Annotated in this window: 19 protein-coding genes and 2 pseudogenes; 9 read left to right on the top strand and 12 right to left on the bottom strand. The window is 68.9% G+C overall.

Going from position 1 to position 25,562, the window contains the following annotated elements; genetic code table 11:
• Positions 1-230: 230 nt before the first annotated feature.
• The 4 genes from GD1_RS05540 (at position 231) to GD1_RS05525 (ending at position 4,932) form a co-directional block, all read left to right on the top strand.
• Entirely contained in the window at positions 231-1,358 is a 1,128-nt protein-coding gene (locus GD1_RS05540; protein WP_238403579.1) for a GNAT family N-acetyltransferase, read from the top strand.
• A gap of 62 nt (positions 1,359-1,420) precedes the next feature.
• On the top strand, positions 1,421-2,674 hold the full coding sequence (locus GD1_RS05535) for an acyl-CoA dehydrogenase family protein (RefSeq protein WP_053777669.1): 1,254 nt from the start codon (positions 1,421-1,423) through the stop codon (positions 2,672-2,674).
• A complete protein-coding gene (locus GD1_RS05530; protein ID WP_059036203.1) occupies positions 2,671-3,570 on the top strand; it encodes an LLM class oxidoreductase in 900 nt (299 codons plus the stop codon). The genes GD1_RS05535 and GD1_RS05530 overlap by 4 nt, the downstream gene beginning before the upstream one ends.
• 75 nt (positions 3,571-3,645) lie before the next feature.
• Positions 3,646-4,932 (top strand): NtaA/DmoA family FMN-dependent monooxygenase, encoded by a 1,287-nt coding sequence (locus GD1_RS05525; protein WP_059036201.1) that lies wholly within the window; start codon positions 3,646-3,648, stop codon positions 4,930-4,932.
• Between the two features lie 52 nt (positions 4,933-4,984).
• On the opposite strand, the gene GD1_RS05520 is transcribed toward GD1_RS05525, so the two are convergent.
• The 3 genes from GD1_RS05520 to glpX all read right to left on the bottom strand — a co-directional run bounded on the left by GD1_RS05520 (position 4,985) and on the right by glpX (position 9,289).
• Positions 4,985-6,385 (bottom strand): class II fumarate hydratase, encoded by a 1,401-nt coding sequence (locus GD1_RS05520; RefSeq protein ID WP_059036199.1) that lies wholly within the window; start codon positions 6,383-6,385, stop codon positions 4,985-4,987.
• Between the two features lie 93 nt (positions 6,386-6,478).
• Positions 6,479-8,179, bottom strand: a complete 1,701-nt coding sequence (locus GD1_RS05515) for a fumarate hydratase (protein ID WP_059036279.1) — start codon at positions 8,177-8,179, stop codon at positions 6,479-6,481.
• A 114-nt stretch (positions 8,180-8,293) separates the two neighbouring features.
• Positions 8,294-9,289: a class II fructose-bisphosphatase gene (glpX, locus tag GD1_RS05510; RefSeq protein WP_059036197.1), complete on the bottom strand. Its 996-nt coding sequence runs from the start codon at positions 9,287-9,289 to the stop codon at positions 8,294-8,296.
• Positions 9,290-9,434: 145 nt separating this feature from the next.
• Here glpX and GD1_RS05505 point away from each other — a divergent pair, with 145 nt between their 5' ends.
• Entirely contained in the window at positions 9,435-10,043 is a 609-nt protein-coding gene (locus tag GD1_RS05505; RefSeq protein WP_053777673.1) for a DUF4245 domain-containing protein, read from the top strand.
• A gap of 36 nt (positions 10,044-10,079) precedes the next feature.
• Here the strand turns inward: GD1_RS05505 and GD1_RS05500 are convergent, their stop codons facing one another.
• From GD1_RS05500 to GD1_RS05490, 3 genes are read right to left on the bottom strand one after another with little or no spacing between them, the layout of a single operon-like run.
• The gene (locus tag GD1_RS05500; protein ID WP_059036195.1) at positions 10,080-10,340 is read right to left on the bottom strand and encodes an exodeoxyribonuclease VII small subunit; all 261 of its coding nucleotides are present in this window, start codon (positions 10,338-10,340) and stop codon (positions 10,080-10,082) included.
• Entirely contained in the window at positions 10,337-11,641 is a 1,305-nt protein-coding gene (xseA, locus tag GD1_RS05495) for an exodeoxyribonuclease VII large subunit (RefSeq protein WP_059036194.1), read from the bottom strand. The genes GD1_RS05500 and xseA overlap by 4 nt, the downstream gene beginning before the upstream one ends.
• Before the next feature lie 7 nt (positions 11,642-11,648).
• Positions 11,649-12,440 (bottom strand): lipid droplet-associated protein, encoded by a 792-nt coding sequence (locus GD1_RS05490; RefSeq protein WP_059036191.1) that lies wholly within the window; start codon positions 12,438-12,440, stop codon positions 11,649-11,651.
• A gap of 52 nt (positions 12,441-12,492) precedes the next feature.
• Here GD1_RS05490 and GD1_RS05485 point away from each other — a divergent pair, with 52 nt between their 5' ends.
• Positions 12,493-13,446, top strand: coding sequence for a 4-hydroxy-3-methylbut-2-enyl diphosphate reductase (locus tag GD1_RS05485; RefSeq protein ID WP_059036189.1), 954 nt, complete (start codon positions 12,493-12,495; stop codon positions 13,444-13,446).
• Positions 13,447-13,579: 133 nt separating this feature from the next.
• On the opposite strand, the gene GD1_RS25365 is transcribed toward GD1_RS05485, so the two are convergent.
• Complete coding sequence (locus GD1_RS25365; RefSeq protein ID WP_202926808.1) at positions 13,580-13,891, bottom strand: hypothetical protein; 312 nt, start codon at positions 13,889-13,891, stop codon at positions 13,580-13,582.
• Here GD1_RS25365 and GD1_RS05480 point away from each other — a divergent pair.
• A complete protein-coding gene (locus GD1_RS05480) occupies positions 13,794-14,126 on the top strand; it encodes a lipoprotein LpqH (protein ID WP_307190334.1) in 333 nt (110 codons plus the stop codon). The two genes, GD1_RS25365 and GD1_RS05480, sit on opposite strands and share 98 nt — an antisense overlap.
• 100 nt (positions 14,127-14,226) lie before the next feature.
• Here GD1_RS05480 and GD1_RS05475 read toward each other — a convergent pair whose 3' ends face one another.
• The 3 genes and pseudogenes from GD1_RS05475 to GD1_RS05465 form a co-directional block, all read right to left on the bottom strand.
• Positions 14,227-15,747, bottom strand: a complete 1,521-nt coding sequence (locus GD1_RS05475; RefSeq protein WP_059036187.1) for a class I adenylate-forming enzyme family protein — start codon at positions 15,745-15,747, stop codon at positions 14,227-14,229.
• Positions 15,748-15,850: 103 nt separating this feature from the next.
• A pseudogene (locus GD1_RS05470) lies at positions 15,851-17,001 on the bottom strand (acyl-CoA dehydrogenase family protein).
• 6 nt (positions 17,002-17,007) lie between these two features.
• Positions 17,008-17,505: pseudogene (locus GD1_RS05465) on the bottom strand (enoyl-CoA hydratase/isomerase family protein); the annotation flags it as partial.
• Between the two features lie 121 nt (positions 17,506-17,626).
• Here GD1_RS05465 and GD1_RS05460 point away from each other — a divergent pair.
• The gene (locus GD1_RS05460; protein ID WP_244882537.1) at positions 17,627-18,250 is read left to right on the top strand and encodes a TetR/AcrR family transcriptional regulator; all 624 of its coding nucleotides are present in this window, start codon (positions 17,627-17,629) and stop codon (positions 18,248-18,250) included.
• Between the two features lie 27 nt (positions 18,251-18,277).
• On the opposite strand, the gene mycP is transcribed toward GD1_RS05460, so the two are convergent.
• Positions 18,278-19,681, bottom strand: coding sequence for a type VII secretion-associated serine protease mycosin (gene mycP / locus GD1_RS05455; protein ID WP_059036185.1), 1,404 nt, complete (start codon positions 19,679-19,681; stop codon positions 18,278-18,280).
• Between the two features lies 1 nt (position 19,682).
• The gene (gene eccD / locus GD1_RS05450; RefSeq protein ID WP_238403574.1) at positions 19,683-21,269 is read right to left on the bottom strand and encodes a type VII secretion integral membrane protein EccD; all 1,587 of its coding nucleotides are present in this window, start codon (positions 21,267-21,269) and stop codon (positions 19,683-19,685) included.
• A gap of 126 nt (positions 21,270-21,395) precedes the next feature.
• Between eccD and eccCa the strand changes: the two genes are divergently transcribed.
• Complete coding sequence (gene eccCa / locus GD1_RS05445) at positions 21,396-25,559, top strand: type VII secretion protein EccCa (RefSeq protein ID WP_059036183.1); 4,164 nt, start codon at positions 21,396-21,398, stop codon at positions 25,557-25,559.
• Positions 25,560-25,562: the final 3 nt, after the last annotated feature.

Raw genomic sequence — 25,562 nt, 5'->3', positions numbered from 1 at the left:
GCGCGAGCAGGCTCGCTGGGTGGCCGGCGACAGGGCCGGTGGTGATCGGTGAGACTTCGACGAGGAGATGAGGACATGCGGGTTCGACGAGGCGACTCAGGGGCGAGCGCATGACGGTTGACGTTGCCGACGGCGCGGCTCGAGCGGATTCGACCGGCACACGGCCGACGATCGCCGCGCTGACCGGGGCCGATCAGGTGAACACCGCCTTCGGTGTGTTTCTCCGGTCCATGGTGGGGCTGCCGTTCCGGGGCGTCGACGCCACCGCCGTCACCGAGACCGGGCGCTATCTCGGCGCATTCGACGGTGATCGGATCGTCGGTGGTGCCGACTCGTACACCAGCGACCTCGTGGTTCCCGGGGGTGCGCGGGTGGCGCACGCCGCCGTCACCCACGTGGGTGTGCTGCCGACTCATCGACGCCGCGGGATCGTGACGGCCCTGATCGAGCGTCAGCTCGAGGACTTCGCCCACCGCGGCGAGGTGGTCGCCACCCTGCGGGCGTCCGAAGCCGGGATCTACGAGCGTTTCGGCTACGGGATCGCCTCGACGGCCAGATCACTGCTCGTGGACACCCGCCGCGCCCGCCTCCGGGAATCGGTTGTGGCACAGGGTTCGGTGCGTCTGGCGGACGCGGATGCCGACACCGAGCTGCTCGCCGCGGTTCATCGCCGCACGAACGGGGTGGGTGCGATCGAACGCCCGGCCGGATGGTGGCGGCTCCAGGAGCTGCGCCGCGCGGCCGATCCCACCGTGCACTACGTCGCGGTGCACTCGCGCGACGGCGTCGACGAGGGATATGTGATCTATCGGCCCCGTGACACCGAGGCCTGGTTCACCAGCCGGGAGAAGGCCATCGACGTGATCGACTTCGTGGCGCTCACCGATGCCGCCCGATTCGGGTTGTGGCGGCACCTGCTCGACCTCGACCTGGTCGACGTCATCCACGTCGGCTCCGCGGCACTCGACGACCCGCTGCCGTTGGCGCTGACCGATGAGCGTGCGGTGGAACTCGGTGCGGCACATGACGAGACGTGGTTGCGTCTGATCGATGTCGAGGCCGCACTGCGGGCCAGACGATTCGGCGACGGGCCCGGAGTGCGGATCGGCGTCGAGGATCGTCGCCTGCCCGCGAACACCGCGGTCTTCGAGATCACCGCCGGTGCGGTGACACGTTCGACTCGTGCCGCCGAGGCGACGGTCGACGTCGCCACCCTCGCCGCGGCCTATCTCGGCGGCACCACGTGGCGCCGGCTCGCATCGGCCGGACGCGTGGACGTCCACACCGGCGACGCGGTGAACCGGCTGGACCGCCTGTTCGGCACCGGTACCCAGCCCTACTCGGGCACCACCTTCTGACCTTTCCCATCCGATTCCGATGGCCACCCGGCGATCGGGACATCAGTTCCGAGGAGTCACCCATGACCGAACTCGTCGACGCACCCGTCGCCGTCAGCTACCTGCAGTCGTCCACGGCCGACGAGGACGCGCTCCTGGCCCGGTTCGCGCCGGTTCTCGACCGGATCGCCCGCGACGAGGCCGTTCGCGAACGCGACCGCACCTTTGCCCACGACCTGGTGCGTGAGCTGAACGAACGCGGACTCGGCCGACTGCGAATCCCGGAGGACCACGGCGGTCTCGGCGCCTCGCTCGAGCAGACCTTCGTCGTCCTGTCCCGGGTCGCCGAGGCCGACCCGAACATCGCCCACGTCTTCCGCAACCATCTGGCATTCGTCGAGGACCGGCTCAACGCGCGCCCGTCGGAGGGCAACGACCGGTGGATTCGGCGGTTCCTGGCCGGGGAGTTCGTCGGCGGCGGATGGACCGAGGCGGACAACCGCACACTGGCCGCGATCGCCACCACCGTCCGGCGCGACGGCGACCACTACCTCGTGTCGGGTGCGAAATACTATGCGACAGGCAGTCTCTACGCGGACTGGCTGGACGTCATCGGGAAGTCCGACGACGGATCGCTGCTGACCGCACTGGTCCGCCGCGACGACGCCGGGGTCACCCTCGTCGACGACTGGGGCGGCTTCGGCCAGCAGACCACCGCCAGCGGCAGCGCCGCCTACACCGATGTCCCGGCCGACCCCGCCGATGTCTTCCCGGTGTCCGAACGATTCGTCTACCAGGGGCACTTCTACCAGGTGGCGATCCTCGCGGTACTCACCGGGATCATCCGTGGAGCGCTCCGTGACGGTGTTGCGGCACTGCATGATCGCCGCCGGAACTATCCGCAGGGACTCGATCCGGTGCCGGCGCGCGACCCCCAGCTGCTCCAGGTGATCGGGGAGGTCTCGACGCAGGCCTTCGCCGCCGAGGCGGCGCTGCGACAGGTGACGCGGGTACTCGACCGGCTCGCCGCCGCGCACGCGGCCGGCGACCTCGAGCGACGGGCCGAGCTGGTGACCGAGGCCCAGGTCGCCACCGATCACGCCCAGCTGGTCATCATCGAGGCCGCACTGACCGCCACCTCCACCGTCTTCGACGCACTCGGCGCATCCGGGGTGTCGAAAGACCGTGCACTCGACCGGCACTGGCGTAACGCACGGACCCTGGCATCCCACAACCCGCGCGTGTACAAGGCGCGAATCCTGGGGGACTGGCTGGTCAACGGGACCGACCCGGTGCCCGACCTGTCCGCATTCGGTCGTGGGGGACAGGGTAATTGACTCCGTATGTCGCACTGGGGCTGACCGGCGCCGACGTCACGCGGCTGCTCGCCGACCCGGATGCCCTGCATCGATGGGACCGTCTTCCGCTGGCGTTCAGCGTGATCGGGATCGACCGGGTGGACGGGCGCCCTGCCGCAGACGCCACGATCGAGTCGACCGTCGCGGCCGGCCTCCTGGGGGCGCGCACCCGACAGGCGCGGTTCCTCGCGGCCACCGCCCCGAGCCGGGACCACCCCTACAACCTGGCACGACGCGTCGCATCGGTCGGTCATCTCTCCCGGGGCCGGAGCGGCCTGCTCCTGGGGACCGTCGATCCACGCGCCGTGGGTGGATGGCCATGGCCGGCAGCGGCAACGAGCGCGGCGGTATCGGCCCCGGGCACCGCGGCGCTCGTCGGCGAGGTCGCCGTGGCGGTGCGCGACCTCGAGCAGAGCTGGCCTGCCGAGTCGGTGATCGCCGATCGCCACACCGGGATCTTCGTGCGCTCCGAGGAGATCCGCCACGTCGATCTCGACGGCAGGTACCGGATCGCCGGCCCGCTCACCGTGCCCGAACCGCTCACCGGCCCGTCGGTGATCGGATGGTTCACCTCCGACACACCACCGCCACCACAGGCGGAGGCGGTCCTGGATCTGGTCCTCGGTGCGGGCGCGGCGATCCCGGTGATCGACGCCGATGCCGGGCTGCCCGGCGGCCAGGTGGGCGGGGTGCTGGTCCGCGCGGGCGACGACCGTCCGATCGGTGCGCTGCTGGACGCAGCCGAGCGTCTGCTGGTGGGTGCCCACCACGTGGGACCAGGCCCGCTGCGGCACGCACTCGGTCTGCCCCGGCCGGTGGCACGAGAAGGCCGGCGACGTGCCTTCGCCGCACCCGAACCGCTGGCGAGTCGGTGACCGAGTACGGCCGCCACACGAGCGGACACACGAGAATCGCAGTGACGCAACCGATCGCAGACGAGGAGTGGCACGATGACGCGACGTGACGGACACGTGGTCCTGGGGATCAACGCCCTGGTGCTCGGCTATGTCCCGGCATCATGGCAATCGTCTGGCCTGCACCCCCATTCGTTCGTCGACCCCGGCTATTGGGAGACGATCGGGCGGACCGCCGAACGTGGCACCCTGGACGCGGTGTTCCTCGCCGATGTCCCGGCGCTCGGTGACCCGGCCTACGACGCGAACCCGGCCCATCTGGAACCGACCGTCAACTGGGCGCATGTCGCCGGGGTGACCGAACACCTCGGGCTGGTGTCGACGGCGTCGACCACCTTCAACGATCCGGTCGAACTCGCCGAACGGCTCCTCACCTTCCACACCCTCTCCGGTGGCCGATCGGCGTGGAATGTGGTGACCTCACGCGGCCAGGCACCGGCACGGAACTTCGGGCAACCCGACGTCCCGGAGCGCGACGACCGGTACGAGCGTGCCGCCGAGTTCGTCGATGTGGTTCGCGCACTGTGGGGATCGTCGCGCAGCGGGCGAGCGGTCACCCATCACGGCGCCCACTTCGACGTCGACGGGCGGCTGCATGTCCCGGCCGGCCCGGGCGGTGATCCGGTGCTGTTCCAGGCGGGCGGCTCGGCCAAGGGGCGAGAACTCGCGGCCCGGGTCGCCGAGGGAGTCTTCGCCGCCGAGCTCACCCGCGCCGGTGCCGTCGACCACTATCGCCTGGTGAAGCGGCGGGCGGTGGCACACGGCCGATCGCCCGACGACATCAAGATCCTGCCGGGCCTGCTGGTGTCGCTGGGCAGCACCGAGGCCGAGGCACGCCGGCGCAACGACGACCTCCACGACCGCAGTCCGTCGTCGTATGCGGTGGGGTGGCTCTCGCACGCGATCGGGATCGACGCCTCGAAACTCGAACTGGACGAGCCGTTTCCGGCCGAAGTGCTCGACGGTCCGGTCGATCTGGCAACCTTCGCCGGCAGCGTGGGGTTCCGCGAGTCGATCATCGCCCGAATTCGCGAGACCAATCCCACCGTGCGCGACTACCTGCGGGAGACAAGGTATTCGGGATCGGGACACGGTGGATTCGTCGGCACCCCGGAACAGTTGGCCGATCGGATCGAGGACTGGTTCCATGCCGGTGCGATCGACGGATTCAACCTGCAGCCGGATGCGCTTCTCGACGGGCTGGAGGTGATCGCCGACGAACTGGTGCCCATCCTGCGTCGCCGGGGTCTCTACCGCCACGAATACGAGACCGTCACCCTGCGAGGACATCTCGCCGCAGCTGCACCGTCGGCGCCCATCTGATCCCCATCCCGTCGACCGGCGTCGGCAACGGGTGTCGGTCAGGCGTGACGGGTCAGCGCTGCCGATCCAGGTTGGCCATCTTGAGCACGTCGAGACGCTTGTCGAGTTCGGCCTCCGACAGCGACTCGCCGATCAGGCCGCGATCGATCACGGTCTGCCGGATGGTCTTGCCCTCCTTGAGGGCCTGCTTGGCGACCGCGGCCGCCTCCTCGTAGCCGATCGCCGAGTTCAGCGGCGTCACGATCGACGGGGAGCTCTCGGCGAGGGTCTTGAGGCGGTCGGTGTTCGCGGCCAGACCGGAGATGCAGCGGTCGGCGAACAGCCGGGAGACATTGGCCAGCAGCTTCAGCGACTCGAGCACGTTGCGGGCCATCATCGGGATGTAGACGTTGAGCTCGAAGGCTCCGTTGCCGCCACCCCAGGTGACCGCCGCATCGTTGCCGATGACCTGGGCAGCGACCTGCGTGACCGCCTCCGGCAGAACCGGATTGACCTTGCCGGGCATGATCGACGAGCCGGGCTGCAGATCCGGCAGGGTGATCTCGCCCAGGCCGGTCAGCGGACCCGAACCCATCCAGCGCACGTCGTTGGCGATCTTGGTCAACGACACCGCCACCGTCTTGAGCTGTCCGGACAGTTCCACCAGACCGTCGCGGGCGGCCTGCGCCTCGAAGTTGTCCTGCGCCAGCGAGAGCGCGTCGACATCGGTGAGCGTGCGCAGTTCGGCGACCACCTTGGTGCCGAAGCCGTCGGGGGCGTTGAGTCCGGTACCCACCGCGGTGCCGCCGATCGGAAGTTCGCCGACGCGGGGCAGGGTGGCCGAGACCCGCTCGATGCCGGCCTGGACCTGCCGGGCGTATCCGCCGAACTCCTGGCCCAGGGTCACCGGCACCGCGTCCATCAGATGTGTGCGGCCGCTCTTGACCACCTCACGCCATTCCGTGGACTTCTCCAGCAGGGCCAGCCGCAGGTGATCCAGCGCCGGGATCAGGTCGGTCACCACGGCCTCGGTGGCCGCGACGTGGGTGGCCGTCGGGAACGTGTCGTTGGACGACTGCGACATGTTGACGTGGTCGTTGGGGTGGACCTCGACGCCGCGCGCCTTGGCGATCGAGGCGATGACCTCGTTGGCGTTCATGTTGGAACTGGTGCCCGAACCGGTCTGGAAGACGTCGATCGGGAACTGGTCGTCGTGCTTGCCGTCGGCGATCTCGGTGGCCGCGGCGATGATCGCCTCCGCCTTCTGCGCATCGAGCAGACCGAGGTCGGCATTCACCTGGGCGCATGCGGCCTTGAGCAGTCCCATCGCACGGATCTGCGTGCGCTCCAGCGGCCGATGACTGATCGGGAAGTTCTCCACCGCACGCTGGGTCTGTGCGCGCCACAACGCGTCGACGGGTACCTTGACCTCGCCCATGGTGTCGTGTTCGATGCGGTACTGCGGTTCGGTCATGACGTGCACATCCTCCGGGGAGCCGATCTGGTTGTAAGGTTGTCCTTACTCACGGTACTGCGATCGGATCGCCCGAGGCTGTGAGATTTCTCCTCAGCGCTCCTTGGAGCGAATCCTGACCCCGCCCAGCGGCACCGTCACCGCTCCTCCGGGATCGGTGAAGAAGTCGTTGCCCTTGTCGTCGACGACGATGAACGCGGGGAAGTCCTCGACCTCGATCTTCCAGACCGCCTCCATGCCGAGCTCGGGGTACTCGATGACCTCCTGGCTCTTGATGCAGTCCAGGGCGAGTCGCGCGGCGGGGCCGCCGATCGAGCCGAGGTAGAAACCGCCGTGGGCGTCACAGGCGCGCGTGACCTGCTGCGAGCGGTTGCCCTTGGCCAGCATGACCATCGATCCGCCGGCTGCCTGGAACTGCTCGACATAGCTGTCCATGCGGCCCGCGGTGGTGGGACCGAACGAGCCCGACGCCATCCCCTCGGGGGTCTTGGCCGGACCGGCGTAGTACACCGGATGGTTGCGCAGGTACTCGGGCATCGGTTCGCCGGCGTCGAGGCGTTCCTTGATCTTGGCGTGCGCGATGTCGCGGGCCACCACCAGCGGGCCGGTCAGCGACAGGCGCGTCTTGACCGGGTACCTCGACAGCTCGGCCAGGATCTCCGGCATCGGACGGTTCAGGTCGATCTTCACGACCTCGCCGCCCTCGATGTCCTCGGAGACGCCGACGGCGGGCATGTACTTGGCCGGGTCGGTCTCGAGCTGCTCGAGGAAGACACCGTCGGCGGTGATCTTGCCGAGGGCCTGACGGTCGGCCGAGCACGAGACCGCGATGGCCACCGGGCACGACGCACCGTGACGGGGCAGCCGCACCACGCGCACGTCATGACAGAAGTACTTGCCGCCGAACTGGGCGCCGATCCCGAACGACTGGGTCAGCTTGAACACCTCTTCCTCGAGTTCGACGTCGCGGAAGCCGTGCGCGGCCATCGATCCCTCGGTCGGCAGGGTGTCGAGGTAGTGTGCCGAGGCGTATTTCGCGGTCTTGAGCGCGAATTCGGCCGAGGTGCCGCCGATCACGACGGCGAGGTGATACGGCGGGCAGGCCGCGGTACCCAGCGAACGGATCTTCTCGTCGAGGAACTCCAAGAGCCGCTTGGGATTCAGGATGGCCTTGGTCTCCTGGAACAGGAACGACTTGTTGGCCGACCCACCGCCCTTGGCCATGAACAGGAATTTGTACTCCGGCCCCTTGGGGCCCTGCTCGGTGGCGTAGATCTCCACCTGCGCAGGCAGATTGGTGCCCGTGTTCTTCTCGTCGTAGGTGGTCAGTGGGGCGAGCTGCGAGTACCGCAGGTTCAGCTTGGTGTAGGCGTCGTACACGCCGCGGGAGATCCACTCGGCGTCGTCGGAACCGGTGAGGACACCCTCGGACTTCTTGCCCATCACGATCGCGGTGCCGGTGTCCTGGCACATCGGCAGGACACCGCCCGCGGAGATGTTGACGTTCTTGAGCAGGTCCAGGGCGACGAACCGGTCGTTGCCGGATGCCTCGGGGTCGTCGATGATCTTGCGGAGCTGCGCCAGATGGGCGGGGCGCAGGTAGTGGCTGATGTCGTGGATCGCCTCGGCGGTCAGTCTTTCCAGGGCCTCGGGTTCGACCTTGAGGAACGTGCGGCCGTCGACGTCGAACGTCGACACACCCTCGGTCGTGATCAGTCGGTAGGGGGTCTCATCGGCGCCGGAGGGCAGCAAATCGGCATAGCGGAACTCCGGAGCAAGGGCTGGTTTGCTCACGGGGGAAATCGTATCGCGGGCGGTCAGGGCCCACATGCGCGACCCTCGCCGTCTCCGGGCCGTGATGGCGGGGAGGCGACGAGGGTCGCAAGAGGTGTCGCAGACGGCGTCGAACTAGACGTCGATGCGGGAGTACTCGCGCAGCTTCTCGGTCTTGTGGACGCCCTCGATGCGGCGGATGGTGCCCGACTTGGAGCGCATCACCAGCGAGCGCGTGGTGGCGCCGCCGCGACGGTAGGTGACACCGCGCAGCATGTCGCCGTTGGTGACGCCGGTGGCGCAGAAGAAGGAGTTCTCGCCGCTCACCAGGATGTCGTTGGTCAGCACCCGGTCGAGGTCGTGTCCGGCGTCGAGGGCCTTCTGGCGCTCCTCGGCGTTGCGCGGCCACAGCTTGCCCTGGATCTCGCCACCCATGCACTTCATCGCGACGGCGGTGATGATGCCCTCGGGGGTACCGCCGACACCCATCAGCATGTCGACGGTGCTGTAATCGCCGGCCGCGGCGATCGCGCCCGCCACGTCGCCGTCGGAGATCAGCCGGATCTTGGCGCCGGCCTGACGGATCTCGCCGATCAGATCGGCGTGACGCGGACGGTCGAGCACGACCACGGTCAGGTCGGCGACGTCGATGCCCTTGGCCTTGGCGACCGAGTTGACGTTCCACTCGACCGACTCGTTGATGTTGATCGCGCCCTTGGCCTCCGGGCCGACGGCGATCTTGTCCATGTAGAACACCGCCGACGGGTCGTACATGGTGCCGCGCTCGCTGACCGCGATCACCGAGATCGAGTTGGGGCGGCCCTCGGCCATCAGGGTGGTGCCGTCGATCGGGTCCACCGCGACGTCGCAGTCGGGGCCGGTGCCGTCGCCGACCTCTTCGCCGTTGAACAGCATGGGCGCCTCGTCCTTCTCGCCCTCGCCGATCACGACCACACCGCGCATCGACACCGTCGACAGCAGTTCGCGCATCGCGTCCACGGCGGCACCGTCGCCGCCGTTCTTGTCGCCGCGACCCACCCAGCGTCCGGCGGCCAGTGCGGCCGCTTCGGTGACTCGCACCAACTCCATCGCGAGGTTGCGGTCAGGTGCCTGGTGGTTGGTTTCGGTCATGTTCTTCGACTCCTCGGCGTGCGACGTGGCTCTCTCGCCTATCCTCGCATGTCACACCGCACGGCCGGTCGGCCACCCTGCGGTTGAACACCGCGAACCGGGCGTGGGACAGATCACTCGGGGTCCGGCTGGAATACTGGCGGGCATGGCACAGAAACCGCGCATCCTGACCAGCGGTAAGGACATGATCTGGTCGGTGATCCCGCTGCTCGCGATCTGTGCGTTCGTCGCCATGGTGTCCGGCAACTGCTCGGTGGGGCTCAACGGCACCGCCAGCGACGACAAGCGGCCCTCGTTCGATGTCGCCGCCGCACTCGACTCCGATGCGCAGACCATGCCGTTCCCGATCCGGCGGCCACCGACCCCGGAGGGCTGGAAACCCAATTCGGGCAGCCGGGACTCGATCGAGACCCACCTGGCCAGCAACGTCGGCTGGCTGACCGCCGCGGGGTCGTATCTGCAGCTCACCCAGACCGATGCCGCGGTCGACGAGGTGGAACACAAGCTCGGTGGTGACCAGGTGTCGTCGGACACCGGGTCCCGTGAGATCGGTGGCCACAAGTGGATCACCTACACCACCTACGACGGCAACAAGTTCTGGATCACCGACCTCGGTGACGTCCGGATCGCGGTGATGTCGCGGGGTTCCGACGACGCCATGGCACAGATGGCCGGGCTGGTGCTCGCCCAGCAACCGCTGACACAACGCGCCGGCGGCGCGGCGATCCTGACCGAACTGCCGACCGGGAACTGACCGGGGCCAGTCCTCGTCGGGTCAGTCGTCGTCGGGTCAGTCCTCGTCGTCGGGGTCGGCGTCGTCCTCACCGTCGTTGATCGCGGCCTCGATCCGGTCCCGCGCACCGGCCAGGTGTTCTTCGCAGCGGTTGGCCAGGGCCTCGCCGCGCTCCCACAGCGAGAGGGAGGCATCGAGGTCCAGACCGCCGCGTTCGAGAGTGGTGACCACCTCGACGAGTTCGTCACGGGCCTGCTCGTAGCCGAGTTCACCGACCGGGACGGGGGCGTCGTCGGTGGACTTTCCGCGCGGGCTCACTGGTCCTCCTCAGGATTGTTCGGGCCGGGATTCTTCTGTTCGGTCTCGGTGCCGTCGTGGTGGTGCTGCGGTGACCGCTCGACCCCGGAGACGACGGTGTGCACCGACCCGTCGGCCACCCGGACACGCAATGCGGCCCCGTCGGTGACCTCGTCGACCGAGGTCAGGATCTGGGCCGGATCGGTGTCGACGCGCTGCACCACCGCATACCCGCGGGCCAGGGTCTGGGCCGGGCCGAGGCTACCCAGCCGTGCCGCGAGATGCTCGGTACGACGCTCCTCGGCGTCGACCAGCCGGCGGATGTCGCGCCGGGCATCGGCACGCAGCCGTTCCACCTGGTCGGCATGCCGGTCGATCATCGACAACGGGTCGGCGAGCACCGGGCGTGCCCGCAACCCGGCGAGGACCCGCTCCTCGCGGTGCACCCAGTTGCGCAGGGCATGCGCACTGCGGTGGCGCATCGCCGCGATCCCGGCGAGTTCGGCCGCCACGTCGGGTACCACGCGTTTCGCGGCGTCGGTCGGCGTCGCGGCGCGCAGGTCGGCGATGAAGTCCAGCAGGGGATTGTCGGGTTCGTGTCCGATCGCGCTGACCACCGGGGTGGTGCAGGCCGAGACCGCCCGCAACAGCGCCTCGTCGGAGAACGGCAGCAGATCCTCCACGCTGCCGCCACCGCGCGCGATGATGATCACGTCGACGTCGGGGTGCGCGTCGAGGTCGGCGAGATGGGTCAGGATGCGCGGCACCGCGGTCGGGCCCTGTACCGGGGCGTCACGGATGTCGAAGCGCACCGACGACCACCGGGCGGATGCCACCGACACCACATCGCGCTGCGCGGCGCTGGCCCGCCCGGAGATCAGGCCGATCGTGCGCGGCAGGAACGGCAACGGTCGCTTGAGCCGGGGATCGAAGAGTCCCTCGGCGGCCAGGAGCTGCCGCAACCGTTCGATCCGGAGCAGCAGCTGCCCGATGCCGATCGGCCGGATGTCGGTGACGCGCAACGAGAGCGTGCCGCGGCCGGTGTAGAAGCTGGGCCGGCCGAGCATCACCACATGGGCGCCGTCGGTGATCGGGACCTCCGAGCGCGCCAGCAGATCCGGGCTACAGGTCACCGAGACGGAGATGTCCGCGGCCGGGTCGCGCAGCGTCAGGAACGAGGTGCGGGTACCGGGCCGACGGGAGATCTGGGTGACCTGCCCCTCCACCCAGATCTGGCCGAGCTTGTGGATCCAGTCGGCGATCTTGGTGTTGACCGTGCGGACCGGCCACGGGTTGTCCGCCGAGTTCGCGGATGTGCTCACCGCCGGGTCACGACTGGGACGGGCGCTTCGCGGTGGCCGAGCTGATCCGGTTGTCGATCATCGTCACGAACGGCGCCCGGTTGCGGCCGGCCTTCTCGTAGTCGAGCAGCACACCGAGATCGTCGACGCCCACCGACCGCAGCTTGGCGCGCAGCTGTGCCAGGGTCAGGGTGTCGTAGTCGAGCAGGACCACCGCCTCGGGCTTGTCGGAGTCGTCGTCGGTGGAGTCGTCGGAGGTCGCGGCGGCACCGTTGGCCGCGGCGACGACCTCGGCCGGGGCCGAGCTGTACAGCGCGAAGCGGCCGACATCCGAGCGGGTCGTCGCGGACCCGTCGGTGGTTGCGGACTCGTCGGTGGTTGCGGGGTCGGCGGTCGTGGTCGCCTCGGCGGAGTCCGCGGGGGCGGAATCCGGTGTCGTGTCGGGGGTGTCGCTGCCGGCGGGGTCCGTGGGGGGCTTCGGGACCGCCGGTGTCGGGGTGCTCAGCACGGCGGGGGTGGGGCGGCCGGCGCTGCTCGCCGACTCGATCGGGACCACCGATTCGGTGACGTCGATCTCGTCCTCGTCGAAGCGCGCCCACGACGGTTCCTCGGCGGGGGAGTCGAAGATGAACTCGAGCGCCGCATCACCCTTGATGGCCAGCTCGGCGATCTGCTGCTGGGCCCGCATACCGGCCTGCAGCGTCTGGCTGATCGCGGTCATCGGGAGGGTGACGATGAGGGTCGGCAGCTTGCGCGTCTCCTCGATGGCGGTGACGATGAGACCTGCGGCGATGCGTGCCGGATACGGTGCGCGAACCATTCCCATACTCTGCCACCTCTGACCGGGTCGGCCAACACGTACCCTGGGAGTCATGGCTGAATCCAAGCGCATCCTGCTCGCCGAACCGCGCGGCTACTGTGCGGGCGTCGATCGTGCGGTGGAGACGGTGGAACGGGCCCTCGACAAGCACGGCGCTCCTGTCTACGTCCGCAAGGAGATCGTGCACAACCGTCACGTGGTGGACACCCTCGCCGAACGTGGCGCGATCTTCGTCGGCGAGACCGACGAGGTTCCCGAGGGCGCGATCGTGGTGTTCTCCGCACACGGGGTGTCGCCCGAGGTCCATCGGACCGCGGCCGCGCGCAGTCTCAAGACCATCGACGCCACCTGCCCGCTGGTCACCAAGGTGCACCAGGAGGCCAAGCGCTTCGCCCGCGACGACTACGACATCCTGCTGATCGGCCACGAAGGCCACGAGGAGGTGGAGGGGACCGCCGGTGAGGCGCCCGAACACATCCAACTCGTCGACGGCCCCGACAGCGTGGACAACGTGACCGTGCGTGACGAGTCCAAGGTGATCTGGTTGTCGCAGACGACGCTGTCGGTGGACGAGACCATGGAGACCGTGCGGCGGCTGCGGGAGAAGTTCCCCGAGCTCAACGACCCGCCGAGCGACGACATCTGCTACGCCACCCAGAACCGGCAGGTCGCGGTCAAGGCGATGGCCCCGCGGTGCGACCTGGTGATCGTGGTGGGGTCGAAGAACTCGTCCAACTCGGTGCGCCTGGTGGAGGTGGCCCTGCAGAACGGTGCGGCGGCGTCCTACCTGGTGGACTACGCCCGCGAGATCGACCCGTCGTGGCTCGAGGGTGTCAGCACCGTGGGCATCACCTCGGGTGCGTCGGTACCGGAGGTGCTGGTGCGCGGTGTGATCGACTTCCTCGGCGACTACGGCTTCGCCGACGTCGAGACCGTCACCACCGCCGAGGAGACACTCACCTTCGCGCTGCCGCGCGAACTGCGTCCGGCGCGCACCGCGAAGTGAGGACACTCCCGGGCGATATGTCCGGGTTCGCGTGTTCTGCGTGGAATCTCCCGAATGGGCGTCTAGGTTCGCTGGGTGTGTCGGTCAAACGGACCACACGGCAACCGTCCAGGAGTTCTTTCATGCGCAGAGTTCACATGACCACTTCCCTACTGGGTGCGGCGGCATAGGCCGTCGTGCTCACCGCATGCGGTTCCGACGACTCGGATTCGGCCACCGCGACCAGTGCCACGACCGGCGCCACGACCACCGGCACCAGCACCACGACCGAGAGCGACGAGACCAGCAGCACCTCCACCACCGACGCCACCGAGACCGGGTCGGCGAGCGTCGGCCGCGATGCCTCCGTGGTGGTCGACGGCGACGACGTCGATCTGGGCGACGCCACGGTCGGATGCACCGAGGGCGGGGGCAGGGTGACGATCGGGATCTCAGGAGCCGACATCGGCGCCGTCGGAGCGGTCGTGACCAGCGGCGATTCGCCGGAGGTCGAGTCGGCGGGACTCGGTTCCGTCGACGGTGTGACCCTGGCCTACCAGAAGGATGCCGGGGACGGCAGCGGTGCGGCCACCAAGAAGGGTGACACCTACACCATCAAGGGCAAGGCCACCGGCATCGACATCAGCAATCCCACATCGGTGGTCACCAAGTCCTACGAGATCACGGTGACCTGCCCCTGATCCGGGGGCGCGATCTCCGGCCGCACGCCGAAGAGGTGGGCGTGTGGCCGGAGATCGTCGCCGTAGATCTTCGCCGTGGACCGGGTACGCGGCGCGGACGTCACTCGCCCCTCACCTGCGCCCGCAGCACGTGCTTGAGGATCTTGCCGGACGGGTTCCGCGGGATCGGCCGGATGACCAGTTCGCGGGGCAGCTTGTAGTCCGAGATGTACTCGGCGGCGAAGGCGCGCAGGGACTCCAAGGTCACCTCGCGCCCCTCGATCGGCATGACGACCGCGACGATGGTCTCGCCGAAGTGCTCGTCGAGTTGGCTCACCACGGCCACGTCGAGCACATCGGGGTGGGCCGCGAGGGCGTTCTCGACTTCTACCGAATAGACGTTCCGGCCGCCGGTGATGATCATGTCCTTGAGCCGGTCGACGAGGGTCATGTAGCCGTCGGCATCCTTGGTCGCCAGGTCGCCGGTGTGGAGCCAACCGTCGCGGATGGCCTCAGAGGTGGCGTCCGGCTTGTTCCAGTACCCCTTCATCACCGTTTCACCCCGGATGATGACCTCACCGGTCTCACCGGGCCCCACATCGTCGCCGTCCGGGGTCACCACGCGCACCTCGGCGTTGGGTATCGGCCGGCGTCCGGTGGCGTCCGGGCGGGCCACGACGTCCTCGGGTGACGAGTACATTCCGGTGGGCCCGCCTTCGGTGGGACCGCACAGCTGGACGAAGCCGACGGTCGGGAGGGTCTCCACCAGTCGCGAGACCATGGACGCCGGCATCGGGGCCGCACCGAAGAAGCCCAGGCGCCACGCCGACAGGTCTCGCTCGGTCAGGTCCGGCAGCCTGAGCATCATCTGGTACATGGTCGGCACCCCGAGGAACACCGAGATCCGGTGCTCGGCCAGCGCATCGGCCACTGCAGTCGGCTCGAACTCGGCCAGCACCACATGCGTGGTACCCAGTGACAGGCCGGACAATGCGAACAGCACCAGCTCGGCACAGTGGTACAGCGGCGCCACGTGCAGCTGCCGGTCGAAGATGTTCAGCCCCAGGGCGCTGACGCTGTGCCCCACCCACAGCATCCGGTGGTGATCGAAGAACGCACCCTTGGGTCGTCCGGTGGTGCCCGAGGTGTAGATGATGATGCAGTCGTCGTCCTCGGCGACGTCGACGCCGGGGGCGCGGGCAGGTGTGCTGACCGCCAGCGCGTGCAGATCGTCGTAGCCGTCGGTGCCGTCGATCGACAGGATGCGCACGTCCGGTGCGGGTTCCAACCGGTCCAGGCCCGACACCGCCGCCACGGTGGCGCCGGCGAACAGCAGCACCGTGGCACCGGAATCCTCGAGCAGGTAGTGCAGTTCCCGTGCAGTGGATCGCGGATTGAACGGCGAGACGATCGCACCGGCCTTGAGTGCTCCGTAGAACGCGATCAGGAACCGGTCCGAATTGGCCGACATCAGACCGACCCGATCACCCTTCTGAACTCCCAGCGAGATCAGGGCGTTCGCGTACCGGTCGGTGAGCTCGTCGAGATCGCGATAGGTGTGCTCGGTGTCGCCGAAGATCAGTGCCGTCTTGTCGGGCAGCCGGTGAGCATTGCGTGTGAGTTGTCCGTGCAGGGTGGCCATGGAACGGGAGTGCTTCGCTGTGGGCGGTGGCACGACCGATGGGTCATGAGGTGGATTCGGCGCGGATCTGCCCGGCGCGCCGAGCAGGGTCCCGGGGGCTTGATCAGAGCGATCGGCCGATGAGTTCCTTCATGATCTCGCTGGTGCCCCCGTAGATACGCTGCACGCGCGCATCGGCGTACATGCGGGCGATCGGGTACTCCACCATGTAGCCGTAGCCGCCGAAGATCTGCAGGCAACGGTCGACGATCTCGCCCTGCCGTTCGGTGCCCCAGAGTTTGGCCATCGACGCGGTCGCCGGATCGAGGGTTCCGGCGATCTGCTGGGCGATGCAGTGGTCCATGAGCGTCTTGCCCGCGAGCACCTCGGTCTTGCATTCGGCGAGAACGAACTTGGTGTTCTGGAACTCGATGATCGGCTTGCCGAATGCTTCGCGTACGAGATGGCCTCGGTGACGGCCGCCTCGGCGACCGCGATCCCGCCGACACCCAGGATCAGGCGCTCCCGCTGCAGCTGGTTCATCAGCTGGTAGAAGCCCTGGCCTTCGACGCCGCCGAGCAGGTTCTCCACCGGCACCCGCATGTCGGTGAACGCCAGCTCCCGGGTGTCCTGACCGTGCTGGCCGATCTTCTCCAGGACCCGGCCGCGCCCGAAGCCTTCCAGGCCGTCGGTTTCGGCGACCAGCAGGGAAATGCCTTTGGCCCCCTGCGTGGGGTCGGTCTTGGCGACGATCACCAGGAGATCGCAGTGGCTGGCATTCGAGATGAAGGTCTTGCTGCCGTTGACCACATAGTGGTCGCCTTCGCGAACGGCGGTGGTGCGAACCCCTTGCAGATCGGATCCGGTTCCGGGTTCGGTCATGGCGATGGCCAGGACCGATTCGCCGCTCGCACACTTGGGCAGCCAGCGCTTCTTCTGCTCGTCGGTGGCGTAGGTGTTGAGATAGTGCGCCACGATCGTCGAGTGCACGGCGAAACCGAAACCGCCGTCCTGGGCTTTCGCCAGCTCCTGCTGCACGATCGCCTCGTGACCGAAGTCGCCGCCACCGCCGCCGTAGGTTTCGGGGATGTCCAGGCACAGCAGCCCGGCGGCGCCCGCCTTGTTCCAGAAGTCGCGGTCGACCTCGTGGTTCGCGGCCCACCTGGCCACGTTGGGGGTGAGCTCCTTGCGGAAGAAGTCAGCGGCGTGCTTGCGCAGCATGGCCTGATCGTCGGACTCCCAGGGGGAACGGTAGTCGGGGAAAAGCTCGGACATGGTTTCCTACTCTCCGGTGAATTCGGGGGTGCGTTTGCCGAGGAAGGCGGACTGCCCTTCCCGGCTGTCGGCGGAGTGGATGGCGACGTAGAAGTTGCGTTTCTCGTGTTCGAGGCCCTGCGCGAGGGAGGTCTCCAGCGCCTGCAGCGCGGCATCCTTGGCCAGTGCGACGGCCAGGGGCGAGTTCGCGGCGATCCGCTGGGCCAGTGCCGTCGCCTCGATCAGCGCCTGCCCGTCGGGCACCACGCGCGAGACCAGCCCCCACTCGCCGGCCTGTTCGGCCGGGATCAGGTCACCGCTGAGCAGCAACGCCATCGCCTTGGGCTTGCCGATCGCCTGGATGAGCCGCTGTGTCCCGCCGCCGCCGGGAATCACCCCGAGCTTGACCTCGGGTACGCCGATTCTGGCCGACGCCGCGGCGACGACGATGTCGCAGGCCATCATGATCTCGCAGCCACCGCCCAGGGCGAGGCCCTCGACCGCGGCGATCACCGGCTTGGGGAAGGTGCGGCTGACATTCGAGGACTCCTTTCGGCCGCATACAACTGTATAGTAATCCATGCGATCGTAAGTGGTCAATGCCATGCGTATGTAACGGCAGCCATGGAGATGTATGATGATCTGCGTGAATGCGACCACGACCGACCCTCGCGCAACGCTCGACGACCTGACCGCGAAGGCACGGATCCGGAATGTCGCACTGGATCTGTACGCCGCGAAAGGCGAGGATCGGGTCTCGATGCGGACCGTCGCCGCCGCCGCCGGCGTAACGGTCGGAACAGTGCAGCACCACTTCAAGAACAAGGACGGGCTCCGCGACGCCGTCGAACAGCTGATCGTCGACTATCACGCGCAGGCGATCGCGTCGGCGTCCGGCGAGGGCACTGCGGCCGAGGTCGCCGCCGCGCGCGACGACGCGGTTCGCACCATGCTCGAGAACAACCCGCCGGTGGTGAACTACCTGCGGCGAGCGGTCCTCGACCCCGGCGAAGCGGGGAACGGTCTGCTCTCCAGGCTGACCGAGCTGAGCCGCCGCGAGGTGGCCAAACTGCGCGAATCGGGACAGGCCTCCACCACCCGGGCCGAGTCCGATCATGTGATCGGTCTGATGGTCCGCCAATTGGGCAGCATGTTCTTGCAGCCCATGGTCGACGCCATGTGGGCCCAACTCGCCGATCCGGACCACGCGGACGCGGTCAAGCCGTCGTTGCGAGTCTCCATCGAGGTCCCACCGCCCCGCCGGAACTGAACTCGGGTGGGCCGGAGACCGCTCGGGTCAGAACTCGTCCGGATCGAGCCTGCGGTCTCGCCGGAAGGGCAACGACGCCGCGACCACCGCGATGATCACCGCAGCGGCGACCCCGGCACCGATCAAGGCCACATCGCGTGCGGTGTGGTCGGGGGGCGCCACCGGTGCGGGCGCGGCGATCCGGGCGATGGGCGCCGGGCCGGGTTCCTCGGGCAGTTCCGCGGTCAGTGCGGCGACCGGATCGATCACGCCGTACCCGATCGCCTGGTCATGGCCGGTCCCGGGAGCGTGTGCGGTCCGCACCACGCGGTCCATCACCTCACCCGCCGACAACTGCGGGTACCGGGCGCGGACCAGCGCCACGGTCCCCGCGACATAGGGTGCGGCGAAGCTGGTGCCGAGCAGTGGCAGCGGACCGGAATCACCCTGCTGGGCGTCGACGAGCCCGGTGCCGCGCGGGGAACTGTCGAGGCTGACGATCCCGGACCCGGGTGCGGCCACGTCCACCCATGGGCCGTGCAGGCTGAAGCCGCTGGGCCGGCCGGTGTCGGCATCCACCGATCCGACCGCGAGCACGTAGTCGTCGAACCAGGCCGGGCTGGCGATGGTCCGCACCGAACCCCATCCGGGGGTATCGGCCGGATCGGGATCGGGATTCTGTGTCGCGCAAGACGACCCGGACGAGAGGTTGCCGGCCGCGACGACCACCACCACATCGCGTTCATAGGCGTGGCGAACCGCTGCACCGAGAGCCCCGTCGCCCGGCGGGGTCCCGGCCGGCACGCACGCCACCTCGGAGATGTTGATGACGGTGGCGCCGAGGTCCACGGCCCGCACCACGGCGGCGGCCAGTGTGCGCACCGATCCGTAACCGCTGCCGACGGTGGCGTCGGCCGACTCGGTACGGCGGCTCTTGGCGTCGAAGGCGTTGCTGGACTGTCGAATCGAGATGATCGAGGCATCCGGTGCGACGCCGGTGAATCCGTCGCGCGCCGACGGGCTCGCCGCGATGATCCCGGCGACCAGGGTGCCGTGTGCATCGCAGTCCGACAGTCCGTCGCCGGTGGACACATAGTCTCCGCCGCCGCGGAGTCGGGGGAGTCGTGGATGCGGGGTCACCCCGGTGTCGATCACCGCGATCCGCTGGCCCTGCCCGCGTGAGAACCGCCACGCGCCTGGGAGATTCATCATCTGCTGGGCGTTCGAAGGGGTCGTCTGCGGGCCTGCGGCCACCGGCTCGGCGCACAGCGTGCGTTGTTCGGTGGGCTCGGGAGGTCCGACCGTGGCCCCGCGGACCAGGGCGCCGGGGGAGACCTGTGGCGGGGTGATGGCCTGTGCGGGGACGGACGGCAGCACCGACGGGGCGAGGGCGATCACGGCGACGGCGGTGAGGATCACCCCGCGGCGGGTCGCCGGATCACGGCGGCGCATATCAGATGTCCCGGACCATCTGATAGACGTCGAGTACCCAGAGCAGCAGCGGGACAACCGTTCCGACGAGCAGGTACTCGCCGAGTTCGGCCATGCGCCGCATCACCGGGGAGAACTCGCGGTTCGGTGCGACGACGCCGAGCACCACCGCCAGGATCAGCAACACCATCGCGGTACCGAAACCGGTCAGCGCCCAACCGCCACCGGCGACGGCGAGGGACACCGTCAGCACGGCCAGCGCGAGAGCACCCGCGACGGTGAGTACACAGGCCTGTGCGAGATCGGTGTGTGAACGTCCGCGAAGACACAGGACCACCGCGACGACCACCGCGTAGATCGCAGGCACCACCGGATGTTGCGGCCACGGCACGACGGTGAGGACGGCCCCGGTCGCGGTGACCGTGGCACCCCCGATGATGATGCCGGTCAGGTAGGCGTTCGCCAGATGCGCCCGCCGCTCCAGGGCGTCGGCACGGGGCAGCGCCATCGCGCCGATCGCGCCGATCCCCTCGATGGCCGGTGCGGGTTCGAGATCGTCGGCGTCGAGGCTCGCGCCCGCCGTCGGGACCGGCGGCAACGGCAGCTTGGCGAGGACGATGGTCAGGCGCGGGGCCACCGCAACGGTCGCCAGGCCCACCGCAGCCCACACCGCAGCGACGTGGGGCACGGTCATCGTCGACAGCAGCGCGGTGACCGCCGCGGACGCGGTGAGCGCAGCCGCCGTCGACGCCGCGGCGTGCAGCACCGGACCGACGGTGGTCAGTCGATAGGAGAGCACCACGGTCAACAGGACCGCCGCGGCCCCGAGTGCCAGATGCGCCGATCCGAAACCTCCGGGAACGCACAGCATCCCAGTGGCGAAGGCGGGTGCGAACGACGTCGCCGAGAGGGTCGCGGCGGTGCCCGGATCGCCGTGGCGCCGGGCGATCAGGGTCGCCGCGACGAGCAGCGCGAGCACCGACACCGCGGCCGGTGCGACAGGCCACAGGGCCTCGGTTGCCGACCGGGCGCCGAGTAGACAGACCGCGGCCACCACCGACGCCGGCACGGCCAACCCGAGCCCGACGATTCGTGCGGCGGCCGGTGACCAGTTGGCGAATCGGGAGTCGTTGAGCCGGGCGATGGCGTCGACGACATCGTCGAACAAGGCCGCCGAATCGCCGGTCGATGCCGTCGACAGCATCAGCAGATCGCCGTCGCGGACACCGGACTCGGCCAGGGATCGGTTGACCGGCAACGGTTCCTGGCCGATCGGCGCGAGTGTCCACCGGGTGCGGTGGGTATGTGGCCGATGGTCGTCGGAACCCGCGTCCGCGTCGTCGACCTCCCGCCCGGCGGGACTGCGCGATTCGATCTGGGCCACCAGCTCACCGATCAGCGCGGCGAGCGGGACCGCTGCCGGCAACGCGATGTCGAGCTGGGTGTTGCCGCCGAGGACCGACACCCGCACCAGTGCGGGCTCGATCGGACCCGAGACCCCCGCTGCTCCCGAGACCCCCGCTGCTCCCGAGACCCCCGCTGCTCCCGAGACCCCTGCTGCAGCCGAGCCCGACGTGTCCGTCGCGGCCGGCATATCCACAATCGGCATCAACCTGCTCCTCCCCCTGGATTCGCAGTTACCATAACCACACTCCGCATCCGGTTCAGGGGTTGGACACAAGCCGGTGGACAAGTGCGGGGTGTCGGGTCAGGGGAGACCTAGTAGGGGGAACGGGTGACGACGACTGAGGGATTCGTGCGGCGGCCACGCATCACACCGCCGCGGACGCCGGGCGGTGAACTGAACATCGCACCGCCGCCGGACGTACCGCGGGTGGTACCCGGCGGGCTCCTGATGAAGCTGCTGCCGGTGGTGATGATCGTCGCCGTGGTCGGCATGCTCGCGATGATGGTCGCCACCGGCGGGCGCAACATCCTCAGCAACCCGCTGTTCATGATGTTCCCGCTGATGATGCTGATGTCGATGTTCGGCATGTTCGCGGCCGGTGGCCGCGGCGGCGGAAAACGGGCTGCCGAACTCAACGAGGAACGCAAGGACTACTTCCGCTACCTGGGACAACTGCGTGACGAGGTGGCCGACACCGCTCGTGCCCAGCGCGCTGCGCTGGCCTGGACGCACCCGGACCCACGGGTGCTCGGGGAGGTCGTCGGCGGTCGGCGGATGTGGGAACGCAGGCCTGCCGACACCGACTTCGCGCACGCCCGTGTGGGGTTGGGGACCCAACGCCTCGCGACCCGCCTGATGCCGCCGGAGACCGGTCCGCTCGAGGACATCGAACCGGTGTCGATGGTGGCGCTGCGTCGCTTCGTCCGGACCCACTCGGTGGTCCATCGACTACCCACCGCGGTGTCATTGCGTGGCTTCCCGGCGATCAACATCGAAGGGGTGCGGCAGGACACCCGGGAACTGGTGCGCGCCATGGTGATCGGTTTGTGCACCTTCCACGGTCCAGACCATCTGCGGGTGGCGATCGTCACCCGGGATCCCGCCGGGGAGGTCTGGGACTGGGCGAAATGGCTTCCCCATGCCGGTCATCCGTCGATCGCCGACGCGGTCGGGCCGTTCCGGATGATCTATCCGAGTCTGGCCGACCTCGAACTGTCCCTCGGCGCCGATCTCGCCGACCGCGGCCGGTTCAGCCGCTCCGCGCCACCGGTGCCCGGGCAGCACCACCTGGTGGTGGTGATCGACGACGGCCGGGTGGACGGCACCGAACGTCTGGTGAACGATGCCGGGATGTCCGGGGTGACGGTGCTCGACCTGACCGCACCGGCCGACGGTCCCGCCGCCCGCCGCGGGCTGCAACTGGTGGTCGGCGGCGGAAAAGTGTCGGCACGCAGTGCCTTCGGGGTGGAGGAGTTCGCCTCCGGTGACACCTTGACCGTTGCCGAGTGTGAGGCGGTGGCCCGACGGATGGCCCGCTATCGCCCCGCGACGAAGGCGAGTCTGGCCAGCCTCGACGCCGAGGCGTCGGCCACCGATCCGGGCCTGCCGGCGCTGCTCGGCATCGACGACATGGCATCGTTCGATCCGGCCGTGCACTGGCGTGGACGCACCGGACGAGATCGATTGCGGGTGCCGATCGGCTTCACCCCGGCCGGGACCGCGGTGGAACTCGACATCAAGGAGAGTGCGCACGGCGGCACGGGGCCGCACGGACTGTGCATCGGAGCGACCGGTAGCGGAAAGAGTGAGTTCCTGCGAACTCTCGTGGTGGGTATGCTCGCCACCCACTCCCCGGCCGAGCTCAACCTCGTGCTCGTCGACTTCAAAGGCGGTGCAACCTTTCTCGGACTCGACCAGAGTCCACACGTCGCCGCGGTGATCACCAACCTCGAGCAGGAACTGGCGATGGTCGACCGGATGAAGGATGCGTTGTCGGGGGAGCTCAACCGACGCCAGGAACTGTTGCGGGCCGCGGGGAACTTCGCCAACGTCACCGAGTACGAGCAGGCCCGGCGGGCCGGTGCCCCGCTCGCCCCGCTGCCCGCCCTGTTCGTGATCGTCGACGAGTTCTCCGAACTGCTCGCGCAGAAACCGGATTTCGCGGAGCTCTTCGTCGCGATCGGTCGACTCGGCCGGTCCCTGCACATCCACCTTCTCCTCGCCTCGCAGCGGCTGGAGGAGGGCAAGCTCCGTGGGCTCGACTCGCACCTGTCGTATCGCATCGGACTGAAGACCTTCTCGGCCAACGAGTCCCGATCGGTCCTCGGTGTCCCCGATGCCTACCACCTGCCCAGTGTGCCCGGTTCGGCCTATCTCAAATGCGATGCCGCCGAGCCGGTCCGGTTCAACACCAGCTATGTGTCGGGGCCCTACCACTCGCCGGCCGCCCTCCCCGGGACGGTGTCGGCAGGAATAGGGCCCGCCGCCGTGCGGCATCGGATGCGGATGTTCACCGCACTCCCGGTACCGATGGATCCCGATTCCGCCGCGACCGCGGCCCCGGATTCGACCGGGACGCCGGATTCGATCGAGACGCCGGGCGCGATCGCAGATGCCGGGGGATCGGTACTCGACCGCGCGGCGGCGCTGCTGGACGAGGCGCCGGAAACGCCCGACACCGACGCCGATCTCGGTTCCGGCACCGCCCCGGCGGTGGTACCGACCCTGCTGCAGACGCTCGTCGGCCGGATCGCGGGTCACGGCCCGAGCGCCCACGAAGTGTGGCTGCCACCGCTCGACGAGTCACCGACCGTCGACGCGCTGGTCGGCGACCGGGACTTCGGCCTGCCCGCCACCACCGGGTCGCTGCGGGTTGCGGTGGGCATCGTCGACCGGCCCTTCGACCAGCGTCGTGACGTGCACGTCCTGGACCTGTCCGGGGCGGCGGGCAATGTCGCGGTGGTCGGCGGCCCCCAGACCGGCAAGTCGACGGCCCTGCGCAGTCTCATCCTGTCGGCGGCGGCGACGCACACCCCCGAACAGGTGCAGTTCTATGTTCTCGACTTCGGTGGCGGTGCGCTCACCGGCATCGCAGGCCTGCCGCATGTGGGTTCGGTTGCCACCCGCGGCGACCTGGATGCGGTGCGGCGCACCGTCGCCGAGGTGGCCGCGATCATCCGGGCGCGCGAATCCCGGTTCGTGCGACTGGGGATCGAGTCGATGGCCGACTATCGGGCACGGCGACGCGACTGGATGACCACCGGGGCGTGCACCGACGACGATCCGCTCGCCGACGATCTGCACGGGGACGTCTTCCTGGTGATCGACGGGATCGGGGTGGTCCGTTCCGAACTCGACTTCCTCGAGGACCAGATCGCCACGATCGCCACACAGGGACTGTCCTACGGTGTGCACCTGGTGGTCAGCGCCACCAGGTGGGCCGACGTCCGCCCGGCGATGCGGGATCTGATCGGCAGTCGCGTCGAACTACGCCTCGGTGATGCGATGGACTCCGAGGTCGGGCGGCGTGAGGCGTCGACGGTCCCGCACGGCCGCCCCGGCCGCGGACTGAGCCCCGACGGACTGCACCTGCTGATCGCCCTGCCGCGTCTCGACGGTGACCCGTCACCGGCATCCCTGCCCGGTGGGGTGGCCCTGGCCGTGGCCGCCGTCGGTGCCGCCTACGACGATCGGGCGGCGATGCCGGTCCGCAAACTCGGCACCGAGATCTCCCTCGAGAGCGTGCGCGAGCTGGTCGCCGCCGGTGGTGTCGCGTTGCGGCCGAACCAGGTGGTGATCGGTGTCGGCGAACTCGAACTGAGCCCGGTGGTCCTGGACTTCACCACCCAACCGCACTTCATGGCCTTCGCGGACGCCGAATGCGGAAAGACTGCACTGCTGCGCGCGATCGTCACCGGGCTGGTCGCGAACTCGACGCCGGAGGAGGTCAAGATCGTCCTCGTCGACTACCGCCGCACCCTGCTGAGCGTGATCACCGGAGACCATCTTGCCGGGTATGCCAGTACCGGGGAGAACGCGACGACGATGATGCGTCAGCTCGCCGCGTACTTCACCAAACGGCTGCCCCCGGAAGACCTCACCGTCGAGCAGCTCCGCGATCGCAGCTGGTGGTCGGGTCCGGACGTGTACGTGATCGTCGACGACTACGACATGGTCGCCACGTCGTCGGGCAATCCGCTTCTGGCACTGCTGGATCTGGCCGCCCACGCCCGCGACATCGGGATGCATCTGGTGCTGGCCCGCCGCTCGGGCGGGCTCGGCCGCGCGATGTTCGACCCGGTGATCGCACGCCTGAAGGACCTCTCCTGCGACATGCTGCTGATGAGCGGGGACCGGGACGAGGGGTACATCACCGGACGCACCCGGCTGCAGCGACTGGTACCCGGGCGCGGAGAACTGGTGTCTCGCACTCGGGTCCAGGAGATGATCCAGGTGGGGCTGGCGGACTCGGACCCCGGGCCGACGCGGTAACGC

Source organism: Gordonia desulfuricans NBRC 100010 (assembly GCF_001485495.1).
GTDB classification, from domain to species: domain Bacteria; phylum Actinomycetota; class Actinomycetes; order Mycobacteriales; family Mycobacteriaceae; genus Gordonia; species Gordonia desulfuricans.
This window is presented reverse-complemented; position numbering and strand designations above follow the sequence as displayed.

Excerpts from the sequence above, each read along its gene's own strand:
- GD1_RS05540 (WP_238403579.1), top strand. The coding sequence starts at position 231 with ATGGTGGGGCTGCCGTTCCGGGGCGTCGACGCCACCGCCGTCACCGAG.
- GD1_RS05535 (WP_053777669.1), top strand. The coding sequence starts at position 1,421 with ATGACCGAACTCGTCGACGCACCCGTCGCCGTCAGCTACCTGCAGTCG.
- GD1_RS05525 (WP_059036201.1), top strand. The coding sequence starts at position 3,646 with ATGACGCGACGTGACGGACACGTGGTCCTGGGGATCAACGCCCTGGTG.
- GD1_RS05520 (WP_059036199.1), bottom strand. The coding sequence starts at position 6,385 with ATGACCGAACCGCAGTACCGCATCGAACACGACACCATGGGCGAGGTC.
- glpX (WP_059036197.1), bottom strand. The coding sequence starts at position 9,289 with ATGACCGAAACCAACCACCAGGCACCTGACCGCAACCTCGCGATGGAG.
- GD1_RS05505 (WP_053777673.1), top strand. The coding sequence starts at position 9,435 with ATGGCACAGAAACCGCGCATCCTGACCAGCGGTAAGGACATGATCTGG.
- GD1_RS05490 (WP_059036191.1), bottom strand. The coding sequence starts at position 12,440 with ATGGTTCGCGCACCGTATCCGGCACGCATCGCCGCAGGTCTCATCGTC.
- GD1_RS05485 (WP_059036189.1), top strand. The coding sequence starts at position 12,493 with ATGGCTGAATCCAAGCGCATCCTGCTCGCCGAACCGCGCGGCTACTGT.
- GD1_RS25365 (WP_202926808.1), bottom strand. The coding sequence starts at position 13,891 with ATGTCGGCTCCTGAGATCCCGATCGTCACCCTGCCCCCGCCCTCGGTG.
- GD1_RS05475 (WP_059036187.1), bottom strand. The coding sequence starts at position 15,747 with ATGGCCACCCTGCACGGACAACTCACACGCAATGCTCACCGGCTGCCC.
- mycP (WP_059036185.1), bottom strand. The coding sequence starts at position 19,681 with ATGCGCCGCCGTGATCCGGCGACCCGCCGCGGGGTGATCCTCACCGCC.
- eccD (WP_238403574.1), bottom strand. The coding sequence starts at position 21,269 with ATGCCGATTGTGGATATGCCGGCCGCGACGGACACGTCGGGCTCGGCT.